Annotated in this window: 26 protein-coding genes and 1 pseudogene; 23 read left to right on the top strand and 4 right to left on the bottom strand. The window is 40.4% G+C overall.

Annotation, left to right across the window (positions count from 1 at the left end; all coding sequences use genetic code 11):
• The first annotated feature begins 13 nt into the window (after positions 1-13).
• From copZ to CVD19_RS05005, 4 genes are all read left to right on the top strand, one after another.
• Positions 14-220, top strand: coding sequence for a copper chaperone CopZ (gene copZ / locus CVD19_RS05015; protein WP_101580779.1), 207 nt, complete (start codon positions 14-16; stop codon positions 218-220).
• A 57-nt stretch (positions 221-277) separates the two neighbouring features.
• On the top strand, positions 278-427 hold the full coding sequence (locus tag CVD19_RS24600; RefSeq protein WP_180953530.1) for a hypothetical protein: 150 nt from the start codon (positions 278-280) through the stop codon (positions 425-427).
• Between the two features lie 30 nt (positions 428-457).
• On the top strand, positions 458-805 hold the full coding sequence (locus CVD19_RS05010) for a heavy-metal-associated domain-containing protein (RefSeq protein ID WP_308314855.1): 348 nt from the start codon (positions 458-460) through the stop codon (positions 803-805).
• A gap of 247 nt (positions 806-1052) precedes the next feature.
• On the top strand, positions 1053-2255 hold the full coding sequence (locus CVD19_RS05005; protein WP_101580777.1) for a YhgE/Pip domain-containing protein: 1203 nt from the start codon (positions 1053-1055) through the stop codon (positions 2253-2255).
• A 407-nt stretch (positions 2256-2662) separates the two neighbouring features.
• Here the strand turns inward: CVD19_RS05005 and CVD19_RS05000 are convergent.
• Positions 2663-3722 (bottom strand): IS630 family transposase gene (locus tag CVD19_RS05000; RefSeq protein ID WP_257985030.1). Its coding sequence is split into 2 segments (ribosomal slippage): positions 2663-3214 and positions 3216-3722, totalling 1059 coding nucleotides; the frame shifts between segments, so codons are not numbered across the junction.
• Positions 3723-3939: 217 nt separating this feature from the next.
• Here CVD19_RS05000 and CVD19_RS04995 point away from each other — a divergent pair.
• The 8 genes and pseudogenes from CVD19_RS04995 (at position 3940) to CVD19_RS04955 (ending at position 10924) form a co-directional block, all read left to right on the top strand.
• On the top strand, positions 3940-4773 hold the full coding sequence (locus tag CVD19_RS04995) for an MBL fold metallo-hydrolase (RefSeq protein ID WP_101580776.1): 834 nt from the start codon (positions 3940-3942) through the stop codon (positions 4771-4773).
• 175 nt (positions 4774-4948) lie between these two features.
• Positions 4949-6427 carry a sensor histidine kinase gene (locus CVD19_RS04990; protein ID WP_101580775.1) on the top strand — a complete coding sequence of 493 codons (1479 nt, stop codon included), beginning with the start codon at positions 4949-4951 and terminating at the stop codon, positions 6425-6427.
• Entirely contained in the window at positions 6424-7074 is a 651-nt protein-coding gene (locus tag CVD19_RS04985; protein ID WP_101580774.1) for a response regulator transcription factor, read from the top strand. The genes CVD19_RS04990 and CVD19_RS04985 overlap by 4 nt, the downstream gene beginning before the upstream one ends.
• A gap of 829 nt (positions 7075-7903) precedes the next feature.
• Complete coding sequence (locus CVD19_RS04975; protein ID WP_101580773.1) at positions 7904-8137, top strand: sulfite exporter TauE/SafE family protein; 234 nt, start codon at positions 7904-7906, stop codon at positions 8135-8137.
• 678 nt (positions 8138-8815) lie between these two features.
• Positions 8816-9754 (top strand): ZinT/AdcA family metal-binding protein, encoded by a 939-nt coding sequence (locus CVD19_RS04970; RefSeq protein WP_308314854.1) that lies wholly within the window; start codon positions 8816-8818, stop codon positions 9752-9754.
• Between the two features lie 187 nt (positions 9755-9941).
• Positions 9942-10058 (top strand): annotated as a pseudogene (locus CVD19_RS25340) (Crp/Fnr family transcriptional regulator); the annotation flags it as partial.
• 40 nt (positions 10059-10098) lie between these two features.
• On the top strand, positions 10099-10608 hold the full coding sequence (locus CVD19_RS04960; protein ID WP_101580771.1) for a GNAT family N-acetyltransferase: 510 nt from the start codon (positions 10099-10101) through the stop codon (positions 10606-10608).
• 70 nt (positions 10609-10678) lie between these two features.
• Positions 10679-10924 (top strand): hypothetical protein, encoded by a 246-nt coding sequence (locus CVD19_RS04955; protein WP_101580770.1) that lies wholly within the window; start codon positions 10679-10681, stop codon positions 10922-10924.
• 148 nt (positions 10925-11072) lie between these two features.
• On the opposite strand, the gene CVD19_RS04950 is transcribed toward CVD19_RS04955, so the two are convergent.
• Positions 11073-11255, bottom strand: a complete 183-nt coding sequence (locus CVD19_RS04950) for a YolD-like family protein (RefSeq protein ID WP_101580769.1) — start codon at positions 11253-11255, stop codon at positions 11073-11075.
• A 369-nt stretch (positions 11256-11624) separates the two neighbouring features.
• Here CVD19_RS04950 and CVD19_RS04945 point away from each other — a divergent pair, with 369 nt between their 5' ends.
• The 5 genes from CVD19_RS04945 to CVD19_RS04925 are packed head-to-tail and all read left to right on the top strand — an operon-like array spanning position 11625 to position 17465.
• The gene (locus CVD19_RS04945) at positions 11625-12506 is read left to right on the top strand and encodes an efflux RND transporter periplasmic adaptor subunit (protein WP_180953529.1); all 882 of its coding nucleotides are present in this window, start codon (positions 11625-11627) and stop codon (positions 12504-12506) included.
• A gap of 11 nt (positions 12507-12517) precedes the next feature.
• A complete protein-coding gene (locus CVD19_RS04940) occupies positions 12518-13189 on the top strand; it encodes an ABC transporter ATP-binding protein (RefSeq protein ID WP_180953538.1) in 672 nt (223 codons plus the stop codon).
• Positions 13189-14361: an ABC transporter permease gene (locus CVD19_RS04935; RefSeq protein WP_101580766.1), complete on the top strand. Its 1173-nt coding sequence runs from the start codon at positions 13189-13191 to the stop codon at positions 14359-14361. The genes CVD19_RS04940 and CVD19_RS04935 overlap by 1 nt, the downstream gene beginning before the upstream one ends.
• A gap of 36 nt (positions 14362-14397) precedes the next feature.
• On the top strand, positions 14398-15633 hold the full coding sequence (locus CVD19_RS04930) for an MDR family MFS transporter (protein ID WP_101580765.1): 1236 nt from the start codon (positions 14398-14400) through the stop codon (positions 15631-15633).
• A gap of 35 nt (positions 15634-15668) precedes the next feature.
• A complete protein-coding gene (locus tag CVD19_RS04925; RefSeq protein ID WP_101580863.1) occupies positions 15669-17465 on the top strand; it encodes an ABC transporter ATP-binding protein in 1797 nt (598 codons plus the stop codon).
• A 48-nt stretch (positions 17466-17513) separates the two neighbouring features.
• Here CVD19_RS04925 and CVD19_RS24590 read toward each other — a convergent pair whose 3' ends face one another.
• Both CVD19_RS24590 and CVD19_RS24585 read right to left on the bottom strand, forming a co-directional pair.
• Entirely contained in the window at positions 17514-17672 is a 159-nt protein-coding gene (locus tag CVD19_RS24590; RefSeq protein ID WP_180953528.1) for a hypothetical protein, read from the bottom strand.
• Positions 17673-17784: 112 nt separating this feature from the next.
• Positions 17785-17934, bottom strand: coding sequence for a hypothetical protein (locus tag CVD19_RS24585; RefSeq protein WP_180953527.1), 150 nt, complete (start codon positions 17932-17934; stop codon positions 17785-17787).
• Between the two features lie 227 nt (positions 17935-18161).
• On the opposite strand from CVD19_RS24585, the gene CVD19_RS04920 reads away from it, so the two are divergent.
• The 6 genes from CVD19_RS04920 to CVD19_RS04895 all read left to right on the top strand — a co-directional run bounded on the left by CVD19_RS04920 (position 18162) and on the right by CVD19_RS04895 (position 23552).
• Positions 18162-18791 (top strand): TetR/AcrR family transcriptional regulator, encoded by a 630-nt coding sequence (locus CVD19_RS04920; RefSeq protein WP_101580764.1) that lies wholly within the window; start codon positions 18162-18164, stop codon positions 18789-18791.
• Positions 18792-19038: 247 nt separating this feature from the next.
• Positions 19039-19575, top strand: a complete 537-nt coding sequence (locus CVD19_RS04915) for a histidine phosphatase family protein (RefSeq protein WP_101580763.1) — start codon at positions 19039-19041, stop codon at positions 19573-19575.
• 107 nt (positions 19576-19682) lie between these two features.
• Positions 19683-19925 (top strand): glutaredoxin family protein, encoded by a 243-nt coding sequence (locus tag CVD19_RS04910; RefSeq protein ID WP_101580762.1) that lies wholly within the window; start codon positions 19683-19685, stop codon positions 19923-19925.
• 204 nt (positions 19926-20129) lie between these two features.
• On the top strand, positions 20130-21500 hold the full coding sequence (locus CVD19_RS04905; RefSeq protein ID WP_101580761.1) for an MATE family efflux transporter: 1371 nt from the start codon (positions 20130-20132) through the stop codon (positions 21498-21500).
• Between the two features lie 457 nt (positions 21501-21957).
• Positions 21958-22536: a YdcF family protein gene (locus CVD19_RS04900; protein ID WP_101580760.1), complete on the top strand. Its 579-nt coding sequence runs from the start codon at positions 21958-21960 to the stop codon at positions 22534-22536.
• 155 nt (positions 22537-22691) lie between these two features.
• Positions 22692-23552: an AraC family transcriptional regulator gene (locus CVD19_RS04895; protein ID WP_180953526.1), complete on the top strand. Its 861-nt coding sequence runs from the start codon at positions 22692-22694 to the stop codon at positions 23550-23552.
• Positions 23553-23667 lie beyond the last annotated feature (115 nt).

Below are 23667 nucleotides of genomic sequence, written 5' to 3'. Positions count from 1 at the left end.
AGGAGAGATAAGGATGGAACAGCTAATTCTAAATGTAAAAGGGATGTCTTGTCATCATTGTGTGAACGCAATAGAAGGAAGTGTAGGACAGCTTTCAGGTGTATCGAAGGTAGAAGTGTATTTACGCGACGAGAAGGTGGAGGTTGAATATAATCCATCTAAAACAAACCTGCACCAAATTAAGGACACAATAGACAACCAAGGTTATGATGTCGTCTGACCTGAAGCGATTTTCTGTGAATCCGCTCAGGCAGCAATAAGTTGAAAGGAGCAAGCGATGAGCATTAAAGAAGCCACATTACCAATCATAGGATTGGACTTTGCCGATGGTGCCAAACAGGCCGAAGATGGATTAAAGAAAATCGAAGGAGTAACAGAGGTCGCTGTCGATTTGGACCTTAAACAAGCGATAATATACGATCCATAAGTAGTAAGCACAACATCATTTGAAGAGAGAATCAGGGAATTCGGTTATCATGCAGTTTCGGAAAAAGCTGAATTAACCATTACTGGCATGTTTTGTGTACTGTGTGCCAAAATAATAAAAAGAGCGATAAGCAGACTGGACGGTGTTACCAATGTGAATATTGAATTCGCTCTCGCGTCTGGAACAGTTGAATATTATCCCTCATTGGTGACAGTAGATGAAATGATTCAGCGAGTACGGCAGCTGGGTTATAAAGCACGGATTAAAGAGGAAAGTCAAAACAAAAAAATCGACCATCTTATAAAAAATACTAATCAGGAACAGGGGACTTTGCCAAAACTGTTAATCAAGGTAGCCGAAATGGCAAAACTGCGGTAAACAGAAGCGACGTCAAATCTTTCTGAGAGGCTGCTGGATTCCGGCAGCCTCCTTTCTTACACTTGTTTGAATGTAGCATGACTACAATCGTGCTTATTCCTTTGCATGGATAAATTTCACAAATAAAATTCGCAATAACCTTGCGGAATTCCCCAAAAAGCCTGCGGTATTGCACCAAAAATATGCGGATTGCACATACACTGACCCTATTACAATGAAATTAACGATTAAAAGGAGATGACAGGAAATGCAAGCGTTGAAACAGTATTTTAAGATACCTGAAACGTATGTGGGGATTGTGATGGCTTTCGTTATACCGATTGTCTTTTTTCTTGTTTGGTTGAATGTATTTAAGGATGCAGACTCCAGACTCAATCAATTACGAATAGCAGTGGTTAGTGAGGATAAGCAGGCAGATGTTATCGTTGACCAATTAAGAAAGAATTTGCCATTCCAGTTAGGTACTTTAAGCTCGATTGAAGATGCCAAGGAAGAAATGGACCAACGAAATTGGGATATGGTTGTTTACATCCCCGCTGCATTCAGCCAGGCGTTAGCGAAGGGGAATTCTGCTATTCTTGAATATTATATCAATCAGTCGGGTTCTTCTATTTCCAAGCAAGCAATGGAAAGCGCTTCACAGAGAATTAATGAACAAGTGAACGCACAAATGTCTGAACAGAAAAAGAATAAAATTGCTGAGCAACTTTCAAAAAATATATCTGAATCAATGCCGACTCCTCAAATTGTAAATTCAGTTGTTCCGAAAGTAACGGCTGCTATCCATTCCATGGACGGTCAACCGGTAACATCCAAGGTAACGAAAACTAACGGATCTGCCTCATTTGCGTCAGATTTTTTGCCGCTTATGTTAATCATCACCTCATATGTCGGGGCAATGGTCATGAATCTACTTTTACACATGGCAAAAAACAAGGTTACATCAAACAAATGGGGAACTACTGCCAGTAAACTAATGATTGATATTGTCGTTTCCCTGATCATGTCCTTATTAATAATCAGTATGTTGAACATATTTAACATTCCAACAAAATTAACTTTCATAGAAATGTGGTTACTACAATCTTCAGCCTTCTTTGCTTTCACTGTTTTCTCAGGTGTTTTCTTTACCTTCTTGGGAAAAATGGGCATGATTGTGAACCTGATTATCCTTGTCACACAGTTGGCTACATCCGGTGTATTGATTCCACGAGCGATGTTAACAGATTTCTTTTATTCTGTTAGTGATTACTTGCCTGCTACTCATGCGGCGGATGGATATTATTCAATCCTGTTTGGCGGTGGAAACATTTCTCATAACACCAATGTGCTAGTATTCTTTTCGTTAGTGTCAATCACCATGATATTCCTGCACACTGCTCTCATCCGGAAAAACAAGATGTCAAATGAGATTCAGACACAAGCCAGCCGTATGACACACAATCTGTAATTCTATAACCAGTGAAAAGGAGACCAATTATGAAAGCTGTAGTATTTGATCCGGAAAACGTACTTCTTGTTTTATTGCATTACAGGCGAGCATTTCCTATGCTAAACGGAAGTAGTCATAGGGAATCCGCGATGTGACGGCCCCTTCGCCGAATATGTTAAAGTTCCAGCGAGGAATGTATATAATAATCCGGAGCATATGAATTTCCAACGAGCAGCAGCAATTCCTTTGGCATTCGGAACTGCTTGGATAAAAAAAGGGGAACACCATGTCTTTGAATGTAGAACGCATCTGAAAAATATCATAAAGATCAATAAAAGCCACCTATGGTGGTTTTTTCTGACAAACGCGAGGGAGGTACCCCGAAAACATTGAGTATTTTTCTTCCAAAACCTATATAAGATGAATTAAGGATTTTCCTGTATTGCATTTGACTCCATTCTTACACATAGCCGATCGATGATTGTCATGGGTTCCAAATGCTCCATAAAGGCTTGGACGTTTTTACGAATTTCCTCCACTGTATGGTAAAAGACATTATTTATGACATCGGATTTCAGCCATTTCCAAAGCCCCTCGACAATATTAAGCTCGGGGCTGTAAGGTGGCAAAAATATCAGTTTTAACCTTCCTCCCATTTTTTTGAGGAAAGGTTCTAGCAATTTCGCATGATGAATCCGCGCATTGTCCAGAATCATTGCGATGTTTCCGGTCGGGTAGGCTGTTGTCACTTTTCCAAGAAAGCCAAGGAATTCTTTTGCCGTGTAGAGATCTTCTTCCTGCCAAACGATTTCACCTGTAACGTAATCAACTGTAGCCAACAGTTTTACACCCCGATGTTTGCCGGTAGTTTTTATGATCCTTTGTTTTCCCTTCTCAAACCATGTATACTGCAGGGCCTGGTAATCCCGGATCATGCTTTCATCTTCAAACAAAATGTGATCAATTTCGCCGTTCTCGTATTTTTTTTACTTCCGGGAAGGTGGTTTCGACAAATTCTTTCTGTTTTTTTTCGTCAGCTGCAGCCAAAGTGTAAGTAGGCTTGGTGTAACTCAAACCCATTCGTTCCATCAATTTCGATACACCACGGATGGAGTATTCCTTTCCAAACTCACGGAAGATGTATTCACCAATAAGTTTCAGCGTCCAGTTAAACTTGGCTGGAAACCCAACCTCATGAGGATGATCAATAATGACCTTTTTCAGCTGTTCCTGCTCCTCAGCCGTTAACCGTGGTGGCTTTCCAGTTGAAAATTTCATGGAAAGGCCATCCAATCCGTTTTTTTGATATGAACGGATATAGGTTCCGATCGTCCTGTCCGTGCGGTTAAGAATGGCAGCAATTTGGTTATGGGTATGGCCTAAGAGATGCAGGCGAATGGCCTGATAGCGTTCATATATGCGACGACTTTTTTCTGATTTCAATCTATTCTCAACTTCCTGCAATTCGTCAGTAATGGGTTTCATTACACATCACCATCCAATCTTGATACTATCTCTATTCAATGGGTGATGTATAAAAATCCTTCTAATCAGGAAGAAAAACATTAATTCAATCTATATAGTATAAAATTATTACATAACAGAACGTCCAAATGGACTGGAACAATGATCAAGGAAAAAAGATACGCCGTCCTTTGTGAAATTTTTAGGTAACTGTAAAGATATACTGGGAGTGAACAAGATGAAGCTAACTGTGCTAGTGGACAATAATACATACATAGACCGTTATTTTATCGGGGAACCAGCCGTTTCTTATTTTGTTGAAGACAGTGGCAAAAGGATATTGTTTGACGTAGGTTATTCAAATGTTTTTGTCAGGAATGCTGAAAAAATGAGAATAGATTTAAGAATGCTGGACTATGTGGTGTTATCACACGGTCACAATGATCATACCTGGGGTCTCGATTCATTAATCCGTTTATTTTCGGAGTCAAAGTTAGAGAAAATCGAATACCAATCTCCTATGATCATTGGCCACCCTGATGTTTTTCATAGCAAGCTACTGAATGGTGAGGAAATTGGCAGCATGCATACTGAAGAGAAGATTTCCAGGCATTTCAAAATAAACTTAAGCAGGACGCCAATTTGGCTCACAGATAAGCTGGTTTTTTTAGGTGAGATTGAACGAAAATTCTCTTTTGAGGCGTCGAAACCAATAGGTCAAGTCGTGACAGGAACCGGTGAATCAGATGATTTTCTGCATGATGATTCTGCTATGGCCTATAAGGGAGAGAATGGTCTTGTGATCATCGTTGCATGTTCTCATTCAGGTATTTGCAATACCATCGAGTACGCAAAAAAAGTTTGTAATGAAGACCGAATCCTTGCCGTAATTGGAGGTTTCCATTTATTAAATCCAAACGAATTGCAGTTAAGCAAAACAGTGGATTACTTTAAAAATATTAAGCCTCAGCATTTGTTTGCCTGTCATTGTACAGATTTACATTCTAAGATTGCGTTATCCTCAACAGCAGAGCTAAAAGAAGTCGGAGTAGGATTATCTATAACATATTAGTAAAATGCAATTTGGTTTCCGTGTAAACTATGATAATTTAGTGGGTACGCAGCATATGAACCACAATAAAAATGCACTTAACACGCAAGATTTTTTCGGTTTGTAATAACCGGAATCATGTAATATTTACATATAGGGAGTTAAGTATTTTAGAAAAGGCTCAGGCGGTGTGATCATGGAAAAACCAGACTCGTATTCTTACCATCAGCTTTTTGACATGATAATGAATCATAAAACACATATGTTCTCAATTGTGGACCGACATCGTCGTACGATATATGCGACACCGAATATGCAGGAGGTTTTCGGCTTCACTCTGGAAGAAGCGGGTAAAAGGGATGCGTTTGACGTAGTTCATCCTGATGACAGGGAGTACCTGCTCAAAAGGCATGAGAATCTCCTGGCATCCAAGCAAAGTAATACTAGCGAATATCGTGTGATTACTAAAAATGGCGAAGTTCGGCACTATGAATGTAAAACAACTCCTCTTCCGGATACGAAGGATTACCTTCAGGTTGTGTCCATCAGGGATATTACAGACAGAAAATTAATGGAGATGGAACTGGAACGACAGAAAAACCGTTATGAGGAACTGCAAAAAAGCCTTAAAAACTACTCACAGGATCTGTCTTCAGTCATGAAACTGCCTGACCTCGAAGCCAGGATTCGCAGTGAGCTGGAATCGGTGTTGCCGGGGTCCAATCCTGAACTTCATACGATCCATCCAGAAAAAGCTGATAAAAATGCACAACAATTGCCTCAAATCTCCGTTGGCAGGATGGAAAGAGTCGATAACAAAATGATAATAAAAATTGGTGAGCGGAATGGCCATGCTTACATCCTCTCAATTGATGCATCCTCCATAAAAGAAGAAATGGAAACGATTTGGCTTGAGACACTGGCTTATTATACTGTAATGGTCTTTGAGAATTTAAATGTGATTGAGAATTTGATGAATCAGTTGGAAACAGCTATCCAAAGCAGGGAAAGTCCGCAATGGGTGCTGCGGCTGTTATTCAATCTCCAGGAGCAGCAGCGCATGACTTTATCAGGGGATTTGCATGACACCGTCTTACAGGATCAAATCGATCTATATCGAAGGCTTGAATCCCTGTTAAACAAATATGAGATAGAAAAGGAAAGCAAAGCCAAGCTCAAACAGATTGAACAGGGCCTGCTGGATTCCATCCATCAGATTCGGATAACATGCAACGAGCTCAGGCCCCCGATGTTAAGAGAGTTGGGCCTGGAGCGTGCATTGGAGAATTTGTTTGAACACATACAGGTTACCTCTACCTACAAAATACTTTTTACGAATGCCATCAGCCCAATTCCTCCTTTAACAGAAGAACAAACGATCGGAATCTATCGCATTGTTCAGGAACTGCTGAACAATGCAGAAAAACACTCTAAAGCATCCATCTTAAAATTCCACATCGAATGCGAAGAAGGTTCATTCAGGATGGTCTACACAGATGATGGCATCGGCTTCAATGAGGTTAAATTAAATCCATCATTTAATAGCATGGGATTGACAAGCATGAGCCACAGGGCGCAAAGCCTGGGCGGGAAAATGGAATTTATTTCGAAACCGGGCAGCGGATTAAAGGCATCCCTCGAACTGCCAATAAATGATGAGAGGAGTCTGGCATGATTAACATCCTGATTGTAGATGATCATTTATCGATCATCGAAGGAACGAAAATGCTTTTAGAACAAGAGCCTGATTTTAAAATTACAGTCGAAAACAGTTCTTTGAACGCCCTGAATCAAATCAAGCTGCATCATTACGATGTATTGCTATTTGATTTATATATGCCGCATCTGAATGGACTGGATCTGACAAAGCAGGCATTGGCGTATAATCCTGATTTGGTAATTTTGATCTACACGGGTTTTGACATTAAGCCCCATTTTAATTTACTGGTTGAAGCGGGCGTTTCGGGATTTTTATCAAAAACCTCGTCCCGGGATGAACTGGTGGCAGGTATCCGGTGTGCGTTAAGGCAACAGGTCGTGCTGCCGCTTTCACTTGTAAGGGAACTAAGGAGGCCGGGAATCATCACCGACGGCTCGAATTCCAATGAAAAAGTCATCCTGACATCTGTTGAAGAAGAAATCCTTTTGGAATTATCGAAAGGGAAAAGCACCAGAGAAATTGCCGGAGCCTTGTCGATGAGCCAGCGTTCGCTTGAGTACAATCTAACCGCCTTGTATCAAAAATTCGGAGTCAGGACCAGAGTCGATACGATTGCTAAGGCAAAGAAGCTCGGATTGATTCCTGAGGAGGAATTAAGGTAAGGGGGCTGCTGGTTCCTTGGACTGTGATGAGGTTTTTCTATGGAGGATGCCAACCGCCTATTGTAGGGTTATAAAAGCGTAAATCTTAAAAAAAAAGAAAGCTTATGCTTATTTTTAAGACACAGCGTAAATAATACCTGAATTCCATGGAAAGTCTTTTCTGATCTTTGTCTTGCTTCATAATATGGCGCATGTGCTGTAAACCCTGTTTATGAAAGCATACACTCCAGGCTTTTATTCCTCTGTCATTTTAGTCACTCCATATTCAATCTATTTATAAGCACGAATATTATAATGAAAATGTGGCCAGCAATCCAGCTGGCTATTTTCATGGATTATTATTGAAGAAGGATTATATGCGAAAATGAAGAATATTTTAGAAATATGTATGGCACGTACAGTCATTTACAGGAAGAGACGATAAAGACCATATGGCAGAAGCCATAAGCACATGAGCGATAACTTCAAACCCATACTTATCTGTATTGAGAAGGAATTGAATCCATTAGTAACGAATAGGTTTTATTTTATAGTGGTAACAATCAATCAAAGGGATATTAAAAATTGAAGGAGGTTCAGTATGAACAAAAAGAAGCCTTTATGGAAATCCTTAATAAACAATGGATTCTTGAGTACTCTTACTATAATGATATTTGAATCATAGTGTCAATTTTTCAACTAACAGGATGCACCATCCAATAAGTATAAAGCGCTTTTTATTGAACTCTGTTAGATTGTTTTTTAAATGGTTCTATTCTTAGTGAAATATAATTTAAGGAAGCTCCATATTAATAGGAATAATTTGGATATTACAGGAGGGTGTGTTGACTTGAATGACAAAAGGAAGGAAAAAATAAAAACTTGGTTAGTGATAATAATGGTATTAAGTCTCGTTGGTTCGTTTATATTCTTTTTCTTAGGGCAGTTCAAAACTGGTCTTGGATTAGGTGTAGCATTTATGGCGTTAGCCGCATTCATTGGTCAATGGACTTCAGATAAAAATAAAGATTATCTCTATAGAAATTACCATAAAAATAATGATAAATATAACGACAGATGGTGATTAAGTTTAGATTACCTAATCGTTTTATTATGCGGTAGAATCCTTATGAGTAGCTGCAGTAGGAAACTATGTCACTAAAGCACTGATATTCAAATTTAACCATGTTTTAATAGAGGTACACAAACAACTGGATTTAAAGAAAGGGAGGACCCCTAGCGAAGAGCCGATAATGACATCGGACTCTTTGTTCGGGGTTCTTTTTTTTTATCTGTTGGTCAAAGGTGGATAGCGTAACATCTTATTACTCTCAAGAAATTTCTGCAGTTGAGGGAAAAAGGCAATACTGAAGAAGACGCAGCTCATTCGTTTTTAAAAAAAGGGGAAAGCTCCTTGCGTAACAAAGGGCGCGACGGTCGCTGGTACACCGTGGTCGTTGGAGTCAGACTAACGGATGGCCTCATAGGCACCATAGTTCAAAGATCTTCTTCGCAGCATTAAAACAGTATAGGCTGGCGCTGATCCATTTTCATTATCTGTGGTGAAGCGCCGGTGTTGCGCTTCATGGTTCAATACATCCAAATAAAGACTGGGCTAGTTCCTTAGTAGTGTAGTTTTCATTTTCTTAGAAAATAGTTGCAAATCGTAATGATTATGATTTATATTATTCGTAAATCGTAATCATTATGATTTAATTAGTCTAAGGAGAGAAAAAGAATATGAAGCCAAAGTGCCAGTTGGATTGAAGAACTTACAGAAGAACATATACCTGAGACTGAAGAATACGGTGTAGCATCCTTTGTTTACCGCATGAGAAAACCATTTCATCCAAAAAGATTGCTAGAATGGATGGATGAATGGCCGGTTGAAGTGGTACGGGCTAAAGGCCTCATCTGGCTGGCCATAATAATTACTATTTATAAAAAGGAGTGTTTATCAATGAAGAGTTCATTTGTAAAAGGGTTATGCATATTATCTATCAGTTCACTACTAGTAGCGTGTCAGACTACAGATTCATCTGAAGGCGAGTATGGTGATGAAACAACAACATACTCATCAGTTTCAGACTCTTCTGAAGCGCAAGAGAAAACACATGAAAATGAACATGAACACGATCATAGTCATGCACATGATGAAGAAACAGAACAAATTTATGACGGCTATTTTAAAGACAGCCAAGTGAAGGATCGTTCGCTTTCCGACTGGGAAGGAGACTGGCAATCTGTATATCCATATCTACAAGATGGTACGCTTAGCGAGGTATTTGCTTATAAAGCAGAACATGAAGGAGACATGACAGCTGAAGAATATAAGGAGTATTATAATAAAGGGTATCAAACAGATGTTGACCGTATCTTGATTAAAGAGGATACTGTAACGTTTTTCAAAAATGGAAAAGAGTTTTCTGGTGAGTATATCTATGATGGGTACGAAATTCTAACCTACGATGCGGGAAATAGAGGAGTAAGATACATATTTAAACTACAAGAAAAAGCTGAAGGACTTCCTCAATATATACAATTCAGTGATCATAGTATCTATCCGAATGAAGCTAGTCACTATCACATGTATTGGGGTGACGACCGTGAAGCTTTATTGGATGAAGTCATCAACTGGCCGACCTACTACCCGTCAGAAATGGATGGGCATGATATTGCCCATGAGATGATGACGCATTAAATTAGGAGTAGAATGTTAAATTGCAATAGTGTATGTTGAAAGGTTACCAATTCAGAATCACACTGTTAGTATATGACTGAATTTACCTCTCTCAGCGAAGAAGAACAACGGGCGATCTCTGAGGCTGTACGAATCGAAGAGTAAGGGAGCATTCCTTCTTAGACAGGGTGATCTTCCATTCGGTGAATTTATAAGTACTTCTCCGGAAGAACGGTACAAAGCAATATTAGAGAAGCGTCCTCAACTAGTTCACCGTGTACCCCAACATCAATTAGCCAGTTTTCTAGAAATTACTCCTCCCTGATTTTTGGGGAGCATATATATCAATAGGAAGGTGATAATCTTTGAAAATAATTGAAACAGACAGGCTGTATTTAAGGGAACTAGTATTGGATGATAAAAACGAATTATCAAAGGTTCTTTCTGACCCGGAATCAATGCAATATTACCCTGAACCGTTTAATAAGGAGAGGGTGGAAAATTGGATACGATGGAATATCAATAATTATAAAAAATTTAATCATGGTTTATGGACAGTGATTCTTAAGGATGGGGAAAAGTTCATCGGAGACTGTGGAATCACGATGCAAACAATTGATAATGAAACAGTCCCAGAGATTGGTTTTCATATTATCAAGGAATTTTGGAATAAAGGATACGCGACAGAAGCCGCGATAGCCTGTAAGAATTATGCATTTGAGGTGTTGAATTACCCCAGGATATTTTCATACACCACAATCACAAACGTTCCATCACAAAAGGTAGCGCAGAAAATGGGGATGGATACATATAAGATATTTGAGAATAATGGAGAACAGCACATAGTTCAGGTGGCATTTAATAGAAAAGCATAAAATATGCTGTGTAAAAATAAAAACATAAAGTGGGTTCAATTAAATTGTGCTCCTGGCAAGGGAGCTTTTTATGAGAAGCTGGGATTTACAGCAAGACCTTCACATGCACCAGGAATGCAATATGAAATTAAATAAGGTATTTGCTTTTTTATATTGGATACGTGACGCAAGCATCACGGCAAAAACATACTTTCAACAGCACGGATACCAAATAGTTCAGTCACAATCTGTGGAACGCACGGGTATTATGTTAGTTAACTTCAAGATTATTAAAAAGTTAAATAAACCGGCTTTAGATAAAAATAAATTAGAGTAGAAGTTGAGGCTGTCCTTGAGGGCAGTTTTTTTGTTTTAAAGAGGGAAGTTAAGAAGGCCGGAAACAAAATTAAATTTTAAAAAGGAAAAGCACGGATCCTTTTGGTCCCGTGTAAAGCAGCTTGAAATGGAAATGGATTGTGGCAAAATTAATAAATTTGTCTGATGCCGGATAACGGTATGGTAAATAACTGATGTTTTTCATCTTTTAAAGAAATTATTTGTTCGAATACATTAAGGCGATAAACGCGACCCGTAAAGGTGCGCAAGCTCCCATTAGTATAATAATCAATCGTGATCAGCCGATTCAAAGTCAGTTTTTTCAAATGCATATATATCCTCCTTCGACGAGTATTGTCAATACATTCTGAGTATATGATACGTACTTTAAGGAAGGATGAAAAAGTTGTTAAAGATACATATAAAATTATTTCGTTCATTAACCGCACCATTTACGTTTTGTAAATAAGACAGAAAATAATGCGGGGGTACCCCGTTATTTTGCGGTGTTGCCCAAAAAGAGTGCGGTGATACTCGCAAAAGTGTGCGGATTGGTTAAAGTCGAAACTAAGTACAATGAGATTGTGAGTTGGAGATAGAGTCAACGATAAATGTCACAGTTAAACAAAACAATAAGCGTCGGAGGTGCTAAATTCCAGAAAGTATCAATGGTGATTACAACAAAAATTGGAGGTCAGGAAATGAGTTCAAAACAAAGTAAGAAGAGTAAAAAGAAGATGGTGATTTTGTCAATTGCCGGAGTATTAATATTATCCTTGGCTGCAGGATTGATCTTCACGCCAAAGGGAGCAGGTGCTTTTGAAGAAGAAAGAGCCGAAACTGCCGACATTACAACCTATTACAGCTTTTCTGGCGCAGTGGAAGCAAAGAACAGGCAGAACATTATAAGCAAGAAGGAAATGCATGTCGAAGAAGTGCTGGTTAAAGAAGGAGACCTGGTAAAAAAAGATGATGTTCTGTTGAGAAATTCAGAAGGAGAGGAAATAAACGCAGAAATTGCAGGAGAAGTCGCGAAGGTTTACACAAAAAATAATTCCCATGCACTGAAAGGCTCTCAGCTGATTGATATCGTGGATTACAGCAATTTACACATCAAGGTAAAAGTTGACGAATATGACCTTAAATACGTTGCTGTTGACCAGCAGGTAAATGTGACGATTAACGCTCTCGAAAAAGAAATACAGGGAACCGTATATGCCATATCTAAAGAAGCCACAAACGAAAATGGCATATCCTATTTTACAGCATTCATTGACTTTAACAACGACAAGGCGATTAGAATCGGGATGAGTGCAGAAGCACAAGTTTTGAAGGATAACGCTAAAGGTGTTACTACAGTTCCAATGAAAGCCGTGCAGTTCGATAACAAAAATAAGCCTTATGTTCTAAAAGCCTCCGAAAAAGGAAAACCAGCAAAAAAATATGTAAAAACAGGTGTCAATGATGGTTCAACGATTGAGATTAAGAGTGGAATCAGTTTAGGGGATGTAGTGATGATACCGGATTCATCCTCTGAGGCAACCAATCATGCTGCTCATATGCAAGGCGGAGGCAGTCAATAATGAGCACGCAAATCCTTGAAATGACACAGATAACGAAAGCTTATCAAATGGGTGAGGAACAACAAATTGTATTGGATGGTATTGATCTTACCGTAAATAAAAGAGATTTTGTTGCGATCCTGGGTCCTTCCGGTTCGGGGAAATCAACCCTCATGAATATTGTTGGATGTCTTGATTCCCCATCAAGCGGGGAGTACATCCTTTCTAACCAAAAGGTTGATGAGTTAGGTGAAGCTGATCTCGCAGCAATACGAAACAAGGAAATCGGGTTTGTGTTTCAACAATTTCAGCTTCTTCCACGTCTGAGTGCACTGCAAAACGTAGAGCTGCCGCTTGTTTACGCCGGTCTTCCGGAAAGGGAACGTAAAAAACGGGCGAAGGAAATGCTCGTTCGGGTAGGGCTTGGAGAAAAATTACAAAATCGGCCAAATCAGCTCTCAGGCGGCCAGCAGCAGAGAGTGGCAATTGCAAGGGCAATGGTAACAGAGCCAACTATTTTGCTTGCGGATGAGCCGACTGGAGCCCTGGACAGAAAAACGGGTCAACAGATCATGGAACTTTTTCAAAATCTCAATCAAGAGGGTAAAACGATCATTATGATTACCCATGATAAGGAGATTGCCAGAAATGCAAGCAGGATCGTCAATATATTGGATGGCCGGCTTAGAGAGGAGAGTGCCTGATGTTCAAGGAAAATCTAAAGATGTCCTGGATGAATGTCATCCACAATAAAATGCGGTCTGCTTTAACCATTTTAGGTATTGTCATTGGTGTCGGTTCAATCATCGCCTTGATTACGATCGTCAAATCATCAACGAATGAGATGACGAGTGAGTTTGCTACTTTTGGAGCAGATAAAATAACAGTCCAGGCTACAGGAACTCCGCTTAAGCAGGGGCTTATTGACAGCGACATCAAAAAGCTTGAAGGAATCGATAATATTGCAGGAGTTTCTCCAACCCTGTCTGGTAATACCACTGTTGTTGCTTCCGGTGTTGAAAAAACAGATGTACTGGTTCAGGGGAAAAATGATGTGTATTTTTCAAAAACAAGAGACCTTGTCCAGACAGGAAGAGGCATTAACATTTTAGATATCGAAAGTGAAAATAGGGTTTCCCTGATCGGTTCGAATATTGCAGAGGATTTATTCTTTGGAGTAGATCCAATTGGCAAAAAGCTGATTATAGGTGGAGTAACCTATACCGTTATCGGCACTTTGCAGGAATCAGGTGCATTTTCGGGCTCATCAACAAACGATGCAGTTATAGTTCCTTATACCACGTCCATGAGCTTGCTTGGAACAGGATACATTTCTAGTGTTGATGTATATATGGAAGATTCCAAGGACTCTGAAAAAATAACAAGTGATATTGAAGCTGTATTGAACGAGGCATTCAATGATAAAGAAGAGGGTTTTTCCGTCATGAATATGGAGGAAATGCTCGCTTCGATCAACAAGATGACAGATATGTTTTCTCTAATGCTTGGAGGAATTGCGTCTATATCTCTTTTCGTCGGCGGGATTGGCATTATGAACATGATGCTTGTGTCCGTTACGGAAAGAACAACTGAAATCGGTTTGAGAAAAGCGCTTGGTGCCGAACCAAAAAGAATTCAACAGCAGTTTTTAATAGAAGCAGTCTTTCTGTCACTCTTTGGCGGTGTCATTGGATTTATCGCTGGCGCATTGATTGCATATGGAGTGTGTACGATGATTGGAACCAGTTTTGCTCTTTCAGCGTCAACAGTTATGTTGGCACTGGGATTCTCGGGCGCAATCGGGATTATTTTTGGAATTGCACCTGCGAGGAAGGCTTCGAAACTGAATCCGATTGATGCATTGAGGAGTGTATAACGTTTTTTGAAGTGAGTCATTGACAAGGAGAGAAAAATGGTCCGGTTAAAATCTTACTTGAAAGCCTACCATCCGATGGTCCATATGATGATGTTTGGTACAGTCCTAATTAGTCTGACAAACTCGATGAGTGTTGTTTTTTTGCCCATATATTTGATAAAAAATACCCAAATAGATCCGGTCACGGTCGGTTTGATTGTTGGTGCTGGTGCCTTGACTGCGACAGTTGGAGGATTTTTAGGAGGGACACTATCTGATTTTCTTGGAAGAATCCGTTTGCTGCTTGTGAGTTTAATCATTTTAGGGTTCGTGTTTTTAGGACTCTTACATGCCAGCAGCCCGGTGTTCTTAATCGTGTTAAATATATTTCGCGGCCTGTTCTCATCCTTCTTCTCAACGATTTCCAAGGCTTTGATGGCAGACCTTACTGCCAGGGAGAAGAGATTCAGATTGTTTTCCAACCGTTATATGGCCGGGAACATCGGGTTTTCCATCGGCCCGATTATAGGAACCTTATTTGGAGTCGCAGGAAACGAAGCTGCATTCCTGTTTACTGCAATGACTTATTTCGGTTATTTTTTGATGATGGCTTTGCTTATTAAACACTATCAAGTCAGGGAAGTGGACGAAACCTCTGACGAAGAGGTAAACATATCGCAGGCATGGAGCGTTTTCAGAAAAGATAAGGTGCTCCTTCTGTTCATCATAGGAAGTGTTCTCCTGACAACCGTCCATGGCGAAATGTCTGTTACGTTATCGCAATATTTGGAAAAGAACATTACAGAAGGAATCAAGCTGTTCGGTTACTTGATGAGCATCAATGGCATAACGGTGATTGCTACTCAGGTTTTAATCACGAGGTGGGCGGAAAGGTTTGGTCTTTTGCAGCGGATCGCCCTTGGGAGCCTGCTGTTTGCTGCAGGAGAGATCGGGTTTGCCTTTTCAGACGGTTGGACCGGCTTTATCATCGCCATGATTGTGTTCACCTTTGGCGAAATTTTGATAGTCCCTTCTGAGTATGCCCAAATTGATGAAATCACCCCATCCGGAATGAGAGGCATGTACTATGGAGCACAGGGCTTCAGTGAATTAGGAAACTTTATTGGCCCCTGGTTCGGTGGCATCCTGCTTGTTTCATACGGTGGGGAAACGATGTTCCTTGTGATGGCCTTGTTTTCCCTGGCTGCTGTCGTTTTCTATGCGTGGGGGCGCAAGCTTTATCAGCGCAAAAATCAACTGGTAAACGGGAAAATTTCATCTATGCGAATTTGACGATTGACGGAATAAAATAGGAAGGAGCGATGGTTTTGAACGAATACAAACAGTTTTTGCCGTATGTAAAAAAAGAAATGAATTTATATATTCTTGGGTTCGTCGGAAGCTTATTCCGGTTTCTGATCCCACTCACCGTCCCATTGATCATTAAATATATTTTTGACGACTTGCTCCAAAACAAAGCATTGTCACATGCAGAAAAAATCGAACAACTTACATGGATTGCAGCCCTCATGATCGTTGTGTTTATTTTCTTGAGGGCACCTATGGAGTACGTGAGGCAATACTTCATGCACAAGGCAAACAACAATATCATTAAAAATCTTCGTAAAGATGCGTTTAAAAAGGTACACTCACTGGATGCAAAGTATTTTACCGATAATAAAAGCGGGGAAATTGGAACACGTTTTTTTGATGATATTGAAAAAATAAGAGGCTTTATGACAGCCGCTTTCTCAAATATATGGATCGAAATGATTGTTTTGGTCTTTGTCGTTGGTATCATGCTTACGTTAAACATCAAACTGACGACGATTGCTGTATTATTGGTCGGTTTTCAATTTTTGTTGGCACACCTTTTATCGAAAAGGTTCAAAACATCGACACGGAACATGATGAATTACCGATCTGTCCTAAGCGGCTTTATTTTTGAAAAAATTCAGGGTGCATTCATAGCCAAATTATTCTCTTCCGAAGTAAGGGATAAACAAGAACTTGATAAGCATTTGGAACATTATGAGGGGTTGACTGACAGGCATGCCAGGATCAATGCGTTCATGTTGTCGTCTGTTAATGTGTTAAGTGATATTACTCCATTTGTTGTTGTACTTGTTGCCAGTCTTTTTGTGATTGATGGGCAGTTGACAATGGGCAGCTTAATTGCGTTTTTTGCATACGTCGATAAAATGAAGAGTCCTGTTGCCGCATTGGTCCAGGCGTTCCCGGCGGTTACAGAAGGGCGAGTCGCATTAAAAAGGATTTTTGATTTCTTCAGCATCTCTGCCACCATAAAGGAAAAAGCTGATCCGGTTAAATTAGAGGAATTTTCAAAAGCAATTACGTTTCAAAATGTTACTTTTTCTTACAACGAGCACAAAAAGGTAATCCAAAATGTATCGTTTACATTGGAAAAAGGCAAAACCTATGCATTCGTCGGTGAGAGCGGGGGCGGTAAAAGCACCATATTGCAGCTGTTGACGAGAATGTATGATGCGACCAAAGGAGATATATTGATCGATGGAGTGAATATAAAGGATTATTCTTTATCCAGCCTTAGGCAGCAAATGGGGATTGTTACACAGGACAACTTTTTATACAGCTCATCTATTAAAGACAATTTGAAAACTGCGAAGCTAGAGGCCTCTGACAAGGAAATTGCAGCTGCGTCGATCAAAGCTTTTGCCCACGATTTTATTTCAGATTTGCCGCAAGGGTATGATACCGAGATAGGGGAAAGAGGGGTGAAGCTTTCCGGTGGCCAAAAACAGAGGATTTCGCTCGCCCGTGTCTTTTTAAAGGACCCATCCATCATCATATTGGATGAGGCCACAAGTGCACTGGACAATGAAAGTGAAAAGCTCGTCCAGGAGTCCATCAGGCAATTTGACCGGGAAAAAACGATCATCATGATCGCCCACAGGCTGTCTACTATCCTTCATGCAGATACGATTTTTGTAGTTAAAAATGGAGAAATCATCGAAAGCGGCAGCCACCAGAGCTTGCTTGAATTAAATGGTTATTATAAAGAATTGTATTCAAGACAAAGTAACAAAAGCCATAAAGCTAGTGCCCAACGGCCGGAAAATTCCCGACAATTAATGATTTCATAAGAGTATGAGAAAAGGTTCTTTTAGTGTCATTAGAATTGACAGCTTTGTTTATTGGTTGTTTTTGTCCTTATCACCAACGTTCCTGACAGCTTTCGCAACCGCATTCGAAACCTGGTCAACGTTTTCCATCATTCCGCCATGCAATTGATCATCAGCACCTAATTTCTTATTATTACCGTTTTTGTTTGGGTTATGAATTCTAACCATGTTACACCTCCTGTATCTTTAGGATATGTAAACAGATGAATGAATAAACATACTTTCAGGGACTAAGCAAAAGGGTGCCATCAATAATGGCACCTTTCGAATATTTAACGGTTTATTTCTCTAGTTGTAATTCCGAAGTTGGCAGGGTGATAATCTTTCCGCCAATTTGTATATGAATGGTATCGTTGAAAATGGCTTTTACAAGTCCTTTTAAAGAAATGGTTGAATCTACAGAGATTTTCTTATCTTGTTTTGCCTCCATCGTTCAGCACCTCTCTATTTATTTTCTTTGGAATTCTCCAATTTTAGCCAGGAATAGCGGTACATGTTTCCTACATTTATCATCCAAGGGGTGTCAGAAAATAAAATGTATGAAACATGAAACTTAGTTCAAGTATTGAAAATGAGCCCCCGGTCTGTCAATATATAATATGAACTCAAGTTCACATTTATTCTTCTTTTATGTTATGATCGTGTGGAGGTGACACTATGACAGACCGTGAAGAAGCCAACCTGGCAGGAATATTCCCCTCAGTCCCCCAACAGGAACGGGCGCAGCAAAAAAGGCTCGCATTGCTAGAAAGCGGGCGTGAACTGTTCATTGAAAAAGGTTATGAGCAAACGACAGCGAAGGAGATTGCCGCTCATGCAGGTGTGGCAACGGGAACCTTTTACCGGTATTTCTCAGACAAAAGGCAACTTTTCATGTCACTTATGGAAGATCAAATGGATAAGCTGATGCCCCCTGAGCCGGACTGGCTGAATGTTGATCCGGAAAATTTTCTGGCTTCTCTTCTGGCCGATCACTATCGTCAGCTTGATAAGCTTGGACTTCATCGGGTGCTGCCGGAAATATTGCCCCGGGATTCCGAACTCGCGGAGGTATTGGCAGAGGCAAGGAGAAAAATCCATTCAAGGATCCACAGGGGATTGATACATATCAGGGAAAAAGGCCTTACATGGAATGACCTTGATTTGGATTCAGTATCATGGGCGGTCATGGTATTGGTTGAGAAAATTCCTGAAAAAGAGGCTGACAGCGGGAAAAAAGCTGATTTGTCCGAAATCGCGAAGATCATATGCCGTCTGGTTTTTCCGCCTGGTTTGCTGAAAAACTGAATAATCGGAGAACGACTGAATGGTTGAATCGCTAATACAATGAATAAATAACTGAAAGGCAACAGTAATCGCAGAAGTAAGAATCGAACATGAAATTTGATGGAGGTCGTTTCTAAAAACCGGAAGGCACGAGGAACGAATAGGAAACTCTTCCAACCGGTTTAATAAAGATGAATACAAAAGTAAATAATGACAGGAACATTTGAACTGAAAACCTGTCTATGTTCTTAGTGGAGGAATGAGCGTGATGAAAGTTGGCTTAGTCCGTCATTTCGAAGTGAAAAGAGGCTACCCGAATAAACTTGTTTCAGCGGATGAATTAATGAAATGGGTAGAGGAGTATGACGCTTCGGAAGTGTTTGAAAAAGAAATAGATCTATGCGGGGTTGATTGGAAACGGTGTTTTTCAAGTGATTTATTGAGGGCGGAGATAACTGCCAGAACAGCTTTCAAAGGCCAGATTGAATTTCTGGAGGAGCTGCGGGAAGTGGCACTTTCGCCATTTTTTCGTGTTAGAATGAGAATCCCTCTTTTCATGCATCTTCTATTTATCAGGGGCGCATGGCTTTTTAACCATAAATCACAACCTGAGAGTAAAGCAGAGGTAAAACACCGGATTCATATAGTACTTGATAAAATTCTTGCATCTGGCGAGGACGTCCTGGTCGTTGGCCATGGTGGGATCATGATGTACATGCGAGAAGAATTGCTGAAAAGGGGATTTACAGGGCCAAAGTTCAGACGGGCTGCAAATGGCCAGGTTTATATTTTTGAAAAAGAATGAGATTTCTTAGCTGACACACAAGAGTGTTTAGAAGTTCCAGCGGATAATAACTGGCTCATATGTACATATAAAAAAATCGCAGGCCATAGTTTAGGAGGCGAAATCGGATGCAACAAGTAATCGTTTACACTACAACAGACTGCATTGAATGCACCATGGTGAAAACAGTACTCACGCAGGAAGGGATTCCTTACGAGGCCAGGGATGTTTCCACCAACCCGGAATTTCAGAAGGAAGTTGAGAAATTCGGCTTTCTTGGAGTTCCTGTCACAGTAGCAGGGAATCGGGCAGTAAAAGGTTTCACGAATGAATTAAAAGAACTGATTGAATCAATATCAAGGACGACGTGAAAGAGTGCGATCAATCTGGACGCAGTTGATGACTGTAGCATATGGCAATCTCTGTCCATTTTTCGCGGACATAGGTTCAATCCCAACCCTTCTCAAACACCGGCAGGTTTTTTGCGGATGATTTGCTAATCTAGCGCATTTTTTTGTCAAAAGGAATATAATATTGTTTGCTGTTATTTTTTTATTTTTAGAGGAGTTCACTTAATGTACGAGACGTTTACTTTGCGGGAGAAGACAAAGCAGATCATTGTTTTACTGATCCCAATCTTAATTACACAGCTTGGCATGTTTTCAATGGTATTTTTCAATACCGTCATGTCAGGCAAATACAATCCTTCCGACCTGGCCGGGGTTGGTATTGGTTCAGCGATCTGGAACCCGATTTTTACAGGCTTGAGTGGAATTCTTCTCGCTGTATCGCCGATTGCTGCCCAGCGGTTTGGCCAGAAGAAGCACAAAGAAGTCTCATCGGTTCTTTCCCATGGTGTTTATCTGGCTTTCATGATAGCAACAGTGGTCCTTATTCTCGGATTTATCTTTTTGAATCCGATATTGGATATCATGAATTTGAATTCAAGTGTGGAACATACAGCGCGCGGCTACCTAATTGGCCTCGCCTATGGCATCATCCCGCTGTTTATTTTTAATGTGCTTCGGTCCTTTATCTATGCTTTGGGTAAAACGAGGGTCGTGATGATCATCCTGCTGGCCTCATTACCCGTGAACTTCTTTTTAAACTATGTGCTCATCTTTGGCCGATGGGGATTCCCCGAACTGGGCGGGGCAGGGGCTGGCTACGCGACTGCTTTTACTTATTGGCTGATTGCAGGAGCGACAGGTTTTATCATTATCAAGCAAAAACCCTATTCGGAGTATGTAGCTGCAGCGTATTTTAAACAGTTTTCAGCAGATATGTTTAAGGAAATTTTGAAAATCGGGGTGCCGATGGGGCTTTCGATCTTTTTTGAATCGGGCATATTTGCAATCGTGATGATTTTGATCAGTAAATATCCGATCACAACGATTGCAGCTTACCAATCAGCGCTGAATATTGTAGCGTTTTTGTATATGATACCAATGAGCATATCCATGGCGCAGACGGTGTTGGTCGGATTTGAAGTTGGGGCCGGCAGGTACAAAGATGCCAAAGCGTACAGCTGGCTGGGAATTTACCTGTCCATCTTGATTGCCCTTGTGACTGGTTTGCTCGTAGTGCTGTTCCGACATGATGTTGCAGGGTTTTATTCGAACGAAACAGCGGTCATCAATTTAACCGCACACTTTTTAATTTATGCATTGTTCTTCCAAATTTCCGACGCAATCCAGGCTACGGCCCAGGCGGCTTTAAGAGGGTATAAAGATGTCAATGTCGCATTTATTATGACGTTGATTGCGTATTGGCTCATCTGCTTGCCACTGGGCTATATTCTGGCCAGTTATACCAGGCTCGGAGCTTCAGGATACTGGATCGGGTTGACTGTCGGATTGCTGGCCGCGGGCATCGCCTTATCGGCAAGGCTTGTCTATATACAGAAGCGGAAATTTTCCAGTGTGCAGGCGAAAGAAGTGAGTTAGGTTAAACTTCTCCGGTAAAAGGCATAAATTCACAAGTATATTGGTAAAAAACTCGAGTGCAACGGATAAAGTGTCCTTAATAAGAATGTGAAGGATATAGTCCATCATTAGATAGGAAAGCATGGCTTATCCCTTGAGGAAATGGAAGAACTATCCTAGAGGCAGGCTCTAAAGGACAAAATCCGTTGGAAGACGAGCAAAATTGTCCTTTAGGGTGAATCTAAATCATGGCCGTTAGTCTACAATTCAAAAATCATTTTTTAACACCTGGCTTCAATAAGGTGTTTTTTTGTTATACTTGGAATAAAATGCTAAACAAACTAAGCTATGCGACAAGAATATCTGAGTTATAGCCCGCCTGATAAGTTGTGCTTTTACATTGTTATTACTTTTAAATGGGGATCGATTTAATGGACCTGAACTGTGTGTCAGGACTGAAGGATTGGAAGGAGATTACATGAAAACTAGAATGTTAACTAAACCAATACATATACTGGCAGCGGTCGGGCTTGTTTATGTAGGTTTCCTTCACTTTAAAATTTACCAGCATAGCCACATGAAAGTTCCAAAAAATGTAGATTATGTGATTGTTCTTGGTGCAAGAGTGAAAGGCACAGTTCCGTCATTGGCGCTTCAATCCAGGATAGACAAAGCAGCTGATTTTCTGAAGGACCATGAAAACTGCATCGCAATTGCCTCTGGTGGGAAGGGCTCCGGTGAAGACATTCCAGAGGCGGAATCTATCAAAAGAGAGTTAGTGAAACAGGGAATAGACGGGTCACGCATTTTACTGGAGGACAAGTCTACTGATACATACGAAAATATAAGGTTTTCAAAAGCTCTAATACCTGAAACTGCGAAAACTGGGCTGGTGGTGACAAATGATTTTCATATTTTTCGGGCAAAAATGATTGCAAATGATGAAGGTCTTGAAATATCAGGCTTGCCAGCTGAAACGCCTTATCAAGCTGTACTTAAATCTTATATTCGGGAATACCTTGCGTTAACCAAGTATTATATTAAAACTGTCCTGTAGCAAAGTCTATCCTGTCGTCGAGTGTCTTAATCTCGTTGAAACAGTTATGGATCCGAGAAGTTCTAATTGCTCCATCCCGCCTGTCAACACAACGCACAAAAGGACCGGATGCTATGAAAATATGATGCTAAACTTTAGTCAATGGGAGGATAAACATGGAAGCAATGCAGCGATTAAACAAATGCCTTGAATACATTGAGGACCATCTTGATAAAGAAGTGTATATCGATGAACTTGCAAGATTATCTTTCTATTCAAAGTATCATTTCCAGAGAATGTTCCACCTTCTTACTGGCTTTACTCTTGCTGACTATGTCAGAAACAGGAGACTGACAGTGGCGGCTCAGGATTTGGCACATTCGGACAAGAAAATCATCGATGTTGCTTTAAAGTATGGCTATGAAACGCCAGAGTCATTTTCTAAGGCATTTCGAAAGCTGCATGGTTTTCCGCCATCCCAGGTGAGAGGACAGGGACGAGATTTAAAGGCGTTCCCGCGGATATCCTTTCAAATTCAAATTAAAGGAGTGACGGAAATGAATTACAGAATTGTCGACCGCGAGGAATTTACAGTATTGGGAAAAGGAAAAAGGGTGTCGTTAAAGGATGGTACGAATTTAAAAGTGATTCCTCTTTTTTGGGAAGAAGTCAATCAGAATGGAACCTCTGAGGAAATTTGTAACATTACAGGGACTCCAGACGTGCTGGGCGTATGTATGGAATTTAATCAGAAGCAGGACGAAATGACGTACTTTATTGGCGGAATCAACGTAAAAAAAGGCATCAAGGATGGGCTTGAAGAAAAAACGGTTCCGAAAGCAACGTGGGCAGTGTTTGAAGCACATGGTGCCATGCCGGATGCCATTCAAAATGTATGGCAAAGAATTTACGGCGAGTGGTTTCCATCTACTGGATACGAACACGCTGGCGGACCTGAATTCGAACTTTACCCGCCAGGAAATCCGTACACTGACGACTACAGGTCGGAAGTATGGATTCCAATCAAGCGGAAATAAAGTTTTGCCAGATAGAAAACAAGAGTGCCTTTAACCGGGCGCTCTTTTTGCAATGGCAAAAAAGTGGTCAGCCAATCTGCGGCATATCCTCATCTTTTTTTTATTTATCGTTAAT

This window comes from Bacillus sp. T33-2 (genome assembly GCF_002860205.1).
Classification (GTDB): domain Bacteria; phylum Bacillota; class Bacilli; order Bacillales; family Cytobacillaceae; genus T33-2.
Note: the sequence above shows the minus strand (reverse complement) of the source record. Positions and strands in the feature narration are given on the sequence as shown.

Bases quoted from the DNA above. Each gene is read 5' to 3' on its own strand.
- copZ (WP_101580779.1), top strand. From the start codon at position 14: ATGGAACAGCTAATTCTAAATGTAAAAGGGATGTCTTGTCATCATTGT.
- CVD19_RS24600 (WP_180953530.1), top strand. From the start codon at position 278: ATGAGCATTAAAGAAGCCACATTACCAATCATAGGATTGGACTTTGCC.
- CVD19_RS05005 (WP_101580777.1), top strand. From the start codon at position 1,053: ATGCAAGCGTTGAAACAGTATTTTAAGATACCTGAAACGTATGTGGGG.
- CVD19_RS04995 (WP_101580776.1), top strand. From the start codon at position 3,940: ATGAAGCTAACTGTGCTAGTGGACAATAATACATACATAGACCGTTAT.
- CVD19_RS04990 (WP_101580775.1), top strand. From the start codon at position 4,949: ATGGAAAAACCAGACTCGTATTCTTACCATCAGCTTTTTGACATGATA.
- CVD19_RS04985 (WP_101580774.1), top strand. From the start codon at position 6,424: ATGATTAACATCCTGATTGTAGATGATCATTTATCGATCATCGAAGGA.
- CVD19_RS04955 (WP_101580770.1), top strand. From the start codon at position 10,679: ATGAGAAGCTGGGATTTACAGCAAGACCTTCACATGCACCAGGAATGC.
- CVD19_RS04950 (WP_101580769.1), bottom strand. From the start codon at position 11,255: ATGCATTTGAAAAAACTGACTTTGAATCGGCTGATCACGATTGATTAT.
- CVD19_RS04945 (WP_180953529.1), top strand. From the start codon at position 11,625: ATGAGTTCAAAACAAAGTAAGAAGAGTAAAAAGAAGATGGTGATTTTG.
- CVD19_RS04935 (WP_101580766.1), top strand. From the start codon at position 13,189: ATGTTCAAGGAAAATCTAAAGATGTCCTGGATGAATGTCATCCACAAT.
- CVD19_RS04930 (WP_101580765.1), top strand. From the start codon at position 14,398: ATGGTCCGGTTAAAATCTTACTTGAAAGCCTACCATCCGATGGTCCAT.
- CVD19_RS24590 (WP_180953528.1), bottom strand. From the start codon at position 17,672: ATGGTTAGAATTCATAACCCAAACAAAAACGGTAATAATAAGAAATTA.
- CVD19_RS24585 (WP_180953527.1), bottom strand. From the start codon at position 17,934: ATGGAGGCAAAACAAGATAAGAAAATCTCTGTAGATTCAACCATTTCT.
- CVD19_RS04920 (WP_101580764.1), top strand. From the start codon at position 18,162: ATGACAGACCGTGAAGAAGCCAACCTGGCAGGAATATTCCCCTCAGTC.
- CVD19_RS04915 (WP_101580763.1), top strand. From the start codon at position 19,039: ATGAAAGTTGGCTTAGTCCGTCATTTCGAAGTGAAAAGAGGCTACCCG.
- CVD19_RS04910 (WP_101580762.1), top strand. From the start codon at position 19,683: ATGCAACAAGTAATCGTTTACACTACAACAGACTGCATTGAATGCACC.
- CVD19_RS04905 (WP_101580761.1), top strand. From the start codon at position 20,130: ATGTACGAGACGTTTACTTTGCGGGAGAAGACAAAGCAGATCATTGTT.
- CVD19_RS04900 (WP_101580760.1), top strand. From the start codon at position 21,958: ATGAAAACTAGAATGTTAACTAAACCAATACATATACTGGCAGCGGTC.
- CVD19_RS04895 (WP_180953526.1), top strand. From the start codon at position 22,692: ATGGAAGCAATGCAGCGATTAAACAAATGCCTTGAATACATTGAGGAC.